The organism is Streptomyces griseorubiginosus (genome assembly GCF_017614965.1).
In the GTDB taxonomy this organism is placed as follows: Bacteria; Actinomycetota; Actinomycetes; order Streptomycetales; family Streptomycetaceae; genus Streptomyces; species Streptomyces griseorubiginosus_B.
Genome location: NZ_WVUG01000469.1, coordinates 1 through 4,691, shown reverse-complemented (window position 1 = coordinate 4,691; position 4,691 = coordinate 1). Strand labels below are relative to the sequence as shown.

The window sequence follows — 4,691 nt, the reverse complement described above, 5'->3', positions numbered from 1 at the left end:
CCCCACCCCCGCCGCCACGCCCACTCCGGCCGTCACGCCGCCGCCCGGGAGGCCAGCTCCGTCAGGAAGCGCAGGGCCGCCCGTGCCGTCGCGTCGTTCTGGCGGAACGCGGGGCCGCCCGTGCGCGGCCGGGTGAAGGCGCCAGGGGTACGGCCGTCGGTGTAGGGGCCGAGCGCGAAGCGCCGGGGGTGCGGTCGCCCGGCCCGGTCGAGGATCCGTCCGTCGCCGGGATCGACCCGCAGCAGCCCGTCCGCCGTCTCGGCGGCCCCGTCGGCCTGCAGTTCGCGCAGCAGGGTGTCCCGCGCCCGCCCGACGGTGGGCTCCGGCAGCCGCGCCTCGACCAGCGCCCGCGCCTCGACGACGGCGCCCGGCACGGTGGCACTGGCCGCCCGGAACACCCCGTCCTCCGCGGTGACGGTCATGTCGGCGCCCAGGAACTTCAGCACCCCGGCCCGGGAGAGTGCCAGCATCTGACGCAGCCGGGGCCCGGGCGGACCGGAGGCCAGATAGCTGAAGAACCCGTGCCACCAGGGCCCGATGTCACCGAGCCGGATCAGCTGCCCGTAGACGGACAGCAGCGCAAGGAAGACCGCCAGGTCGGGGTCGTACCGCGGATCGTGCCGTCTGTTCAGATCCCGCTCGACATATCCGCGCAGCCCCTCCTGGAACTCGTCCAGCGACCCGTACCGCACCCCGTCCAGGGGCCGGTCGAGCGCGGCGAGGTCCAGCCGGTCCCCGGGATCGGGCACGGCGGATCCGACCAGCGCCTGGATCTCCGCCCCGCTCCCCGCCGCGTACTTCTCCTCGAAGTCGGCCCAGGACATCGCGGTCCGCTCCGGATGCACGGTGAACAGCCGGTGGTAGTGGGCGAACCCCAACTCCTTCTCCACCAGCGGCCACACGTCCCGCCGGAAGTCGAACCCGCCTGGCCTGGCGAGCAGTTCACCGACCTCGCCGGGCCCGAAGAACCGCGGCAGCGGCGGCCGCTCACCGCTCCACTCGTAGCCGATCTTGGAGTGGTACGGCACCCCGCGCCGCGATCCGACGTACAGCACCGGTTCCCGCCCGGACGGCACATAGGTGTCGCCCTCGTACCGCCCGCCCCGTCCCTCGGTGAGCAGCACCATCAGGTCGACGAAGGCCAGCCCGAACCCGCGGACCAGGACCGGTTCGCCGGGTTCGAGCGGGGACAGATCGCTGTCGGCGGTGAAGTCGGGCGGCAGGTGCACCAGCCCGTGCTCGCGCGCATAGTCGGCCAACTCACGCTGCTGCTCGTCGAGTTCCGCGTCGAGATGGCCGATGGCCAGCACCACCAGATCGGCCGGGAGGGGTCTGGAGCGGCCCTCCAGCCACACCAGCTGACGCCCCTCCCGCGGACCGTCGATCCGCAGGGCGCGCCGCGGGTGGTGGTGGACGGTGACGTCCGGGGGCAGCGCGGCGACGGCCTGTTCGTGCACCCAGCGCAGATAGGAGCCCTGCAGCTGCCGGTCCGCGAAGACACCGCCGTCGATGCCGGCCCACTCGTGCAGCGTGGGACCCTCGCGCACCGGGCCCTCCATGGCCACCGTCTCGTCGGTGAACATGGTGACGTCCTCGGCGTGCGAGTTCATCCACAAAAGCGGCGACTGCGCGGCCCGCCAGATCCGTCCGGCGCCCGGCGGATGCGGGTCGACGAGATGGATGTCGAGACCCGAACCGCCGTACAGCTCAGGGGCGTTGGCGGCGATCCGCTCGATCAGACCGGTCCCCCGCGGCCCGGCCCCCACGATCACCAGGGAGTGCCGCGCGGATTCGGCGGGGAATGCGACAAGGGTGTCCGAGGACATGCGAAGGCTCCGCGACGTAGGTGGAACACGGTGGTGCCTTCACACGGATGCGCAGCACGGCGCAGTACGGTCGAGCCCCTCAGCAGGACCGTCCATCGACTCTACGGGGCCGTTTCCCGTCACTGTCAAGGCTGTCCAGCATATGAGCCGCACGTCTCACCTCAGTTGACGCGGAACCGGATGCCTGTTCCACTTACTCCATGCATCCACAGCAGTGGCTGGTCAAGCGCTCCCACATCGACTTCGGTCGCGTGTGGTCCTGTTCCTGTTGAGCCGACCGCTCTGCCCGCGCCCTGCCCGGCGCCGCTCATCTCCTTGCTCTCGCCTTCACACGCACACCCCTCCCCTCGTGCTTTCCGCAGTCCGCCGCTAACGCACCATCGCGGCCCGCCTCCTGGGCGCGGCCCGGACCCCGATCACCCGATCCATCAGAGCACCCAGCACATCACGCACGGAAGACCGCTCCCGTGCGTCGCACTCCAGCACCGGCACGTCACCCCCCAGCCCCAGTGCCTCGCGCACTTCCTCCAGTTCGAACCGCTCCGCCCCGTCGAAGCGGTTCACGGCCAGCACGAACGGCGCCCCCTGCGACTCGAAGTAGTCGACCGCCGGGAAACACTCCTCGATGCGCCGGGTGTCGGCGAGGACGACCGTCCCGAGGGCGCCCTCCACCAGGTCGTCCCAGAGGAAGGAGAAGCGGTCCTGCCCAGGCGTCCCGAACAGGTACAGGGCGATCGTCGGGTCCAGGGTGATCCGTCCGAAGTCCAGGGCCACCGTGGTCGTCGTCTTCGACTCGACCCCGTCCAGTGAGTCGACGCCCACCGAGACCTGGGTGATCGCGGCCTCCGTGTCCAGCGGCTCGATCTCCGAGATCGCCCCGATGAACGTGGTCTTGCCGACCCCGAGTCCTCCGCTCACCACGATCTTCACGGCGAGCGGCACGGTCCTGTCAGAGCGCCCGGACATGGTCCCTGATCCTTTCGAGCGTCTGGAGCGGCAGCTCCGCGGGTTGCCGGCAGGTCAGCTGACCCGCGACGACGAGGTCGGACACGAGCACCTTGGCGACGCCGAGCGGCACACCGACCCGCGACGCCACCTCCGCGACCGTCGTCGGCTGCTCGCACACCGCGACGATGTGCCGCCGTTCGAAGGTCAGCGTCTCGTCGGGCACACCGACGGCCACGACCAGCGTCTCCAGCCGAAGGTCCGCCCGGAGCGGCTCGGCCCGGCCGCCGGTGATGATGAACGGCCGGACGAACGTCGCGTCCTCAACCGGTTCTACGTCCATGGGAAGTTCGCCGTTCACCGCGGCAACGCCTGCCGCAGATCGGCGATGAGCGTGGGCGTGAGCAGATCACCCGCCCGCTCCGCGAGCACCGCCATCTCATAGCCGACCAGACCCAGTTCACCGCTGCTGTCGGCGAGCACCCCGAGACAGCTGCCGTCGCGGATCGCGGAGACGAGCAGGAATCCGCGCCCCATCTCGATCATGATGAGCTTGACCCCGTCGAAGCCGTACCGCTTGGACGCGCTGCGCGCCAGGCTGCTCAGCCCCGACACGATCGCCGCGAGATGGTCGGCCTCGGTCCGCCCGAGCCCGTCGGACACGGCGATCAGCAGCCCGTCGGACGAGACGGCGACCGCGTCCCGTACCCCGTCGGTGCTCCGGACGAAGTTGGCGAGCAGCCAGTTGAAGGTCTGCGAGTCGTTGTGGGCGTCCACGGTGGTCACTTGGCGTCACCCTCACCCTGTTCGGCGGACCGCTGCTTGTCCTGCTGCTTGTCCTGCTTCTTCTCCTTCTCCACGCTGATCCCGCCCCGCATGTGGGCGCTGCGCAGGGTGGAGAGCATCCCGGAGATCTCCTCGGGGCTCCGGTCGGGGGCCGGCCCGCCGGGTGCCGGCCGCAGCGGCCGGTCCGTCTCGCTGACGGCGTCCGCGATCGCGCTGCGCTGGGGCCGCTTGACGAGACCGTTGCGGGTGCGGGCGGCGGAGGCGCCGCCCCGCACGCCGGCGCTCCTGCCCTCGTTCCTGTTCTCGTTCCGGTTCTCGTTCCGGTTCTCGTCCACGCTCTTCGGCTTCGCTTCCGCCGCCACGGTGACCGGCTCGGCGGCCGGCACCTCCGTCTCCTTGCGCGGTGCGGGCAGCACCGCCTTGTCCGCCGCCTTGTCCGCCGCCTTCTTCTGCGGGGCCTCCGTCAGCAGTGAGGTCGGGATCAGCACCCGGGCGACCACGCCGGCCGCCGGCGCCTCCCCGAGCCGTACCTCGATGCCGCACTTGCGGGCGAGGGCGCCGACCACGAAGTGGCCGAGGAACCGGGTGGGTTCGGCCATGAAGCTGGCGGTGCCGGACAGCCGGACGTTGGCCTCCGCGAGTGCCTGGGCGTCCATGCCGAATCCGTGGTCGACGATCGCGACCAGGTAGCCGGCGCTGGTGCGGCGCCCCTCGATCTCGACGTCGGAGTCCGGCGGGGAGAAGCTGAGCGCGTTCTCGACCAGCTCGGCGAGCAGATGGGCGACTTCGGCGACGACCGAGCCGGTGATGTGCGCGGGTTCGATCCGCCGCAGGGTGACCCGGCGGTACTCCTCGACCTCGGAGAGCGCGGCGCGCAGCACGTCGGTGAGGGCGAGCGGGGTGGCCCAGGGGCGGGGGCTGGACTCGCCGGCGAGCACCAGCAGGCTCTCGGCGTTGCGGCGCATCCGGGTGGCGAGGTGGTCGAGTTCGAAGAGGTTGGCCAGGGTGGCCGGGTCGGCGTCCTCGTGCTCCAGCTTGTTGATGAAGCTGATCTGCCGACGGACCAGGTTCTGGTTGCGGCGGCCCAGGCTGACCAGGGAGTCGGTGGCGTTGCGGCGCAGCACGGCCTGTTCG

5 protein-coding genes are annotated in these 4,691 nt (G+C 71.3%); all 5 read right to left on the bottom strand.

Translation table 11 applies throughout. The features are described 5' to 3' along the window. Positions 1 to 32: 32 nt before the first annotated feature. The gene (locus GRC12_RS42020; RefSeq protein WP_208785712.1) at positions 33 to 1,826 is read right to left on the bottom strand and encodes an FAD/NAD(P)-binding protein; all 1,794 of its coding nucleotides are present in this window, start codon (positions 1,824 to 1,826) and stop codon (positions 33 to 35) included. Between the two features lie 369 nt (positions 1,827 to 2,195). Beyond that, positions 2,196 to 2,792 (bottom strand): GTP-binding protein, encoded by a 597-nt coding sequence (locus GRC12_RS42015; protein WP_208785711.1) that lies wholly within the window; start codon positions 2,790 to 2,792, stop codon positions 2,196 to 2,198. Further along, positions 2,776 to 3,114, bottom strand: coding sequence for a DUF742 domain-containing protein (locus GRC12_RS42010; RefSeq protein WP_244374598.1), 339 nt, complete (start codon positions 3,112 to 3,114; stop codon positions 2,776 to 2,778). The genes GRC12_RS42015 and GRC12_RS42010 overlap by 17 nt, the downstream gene beginning before the upstream one ends. A gap of 14 nt (positions 3,115 to 3,128) precedes the next feature. Further along, positions 3,129 to 3,557: a roadblock/LC7 domain-containing protein gene (locus GRC12_RS42005; protein WP_208785709.1), complete on the bottom strand. Its 429-nt coding sequence runs from the start codon at positions 3,555 to 3,557 to the stop codon at positions 3,129 to 3,131. Continuing rightward, positions 3,554 to 4,691 (bottom strand): sensor histidine kinase (locus tag GRC12_RS42000; protein WP_368861634.1); only part of this gene is annotated, 1,138 nt, incomplete at its 5' end. The genes GRC12_RS42005 and GRC12_RS42000, both read right to left, overlap by 4 nt.

Excerpts from the sequence above, each read along its gene's own strand:
- GRC12_RS42020 (WP_208785712.1), bottom strand. The coding sequence starts at position 1,826 with ATGTCCTCGGACACCCTTGTCGCATTCCCCGCCGAATCCGCGCGGCAC.
- GRC12_RS42015 (WP_208785711.1), bottom strand. The coding sequence starts at position 2,792 with ATGTCCGGGCGCTCTGACAGGACCGTGCCGCTCGCCGTGAAGATCGTG.
- GRC12_RS42010 (WP_244374598.1), bottom strand. The coding sequence starts at position 3,114 with ATGGACGTAGAACCGGTTGAGGACGCGACGTTCGTCCGGCCGTTCATC.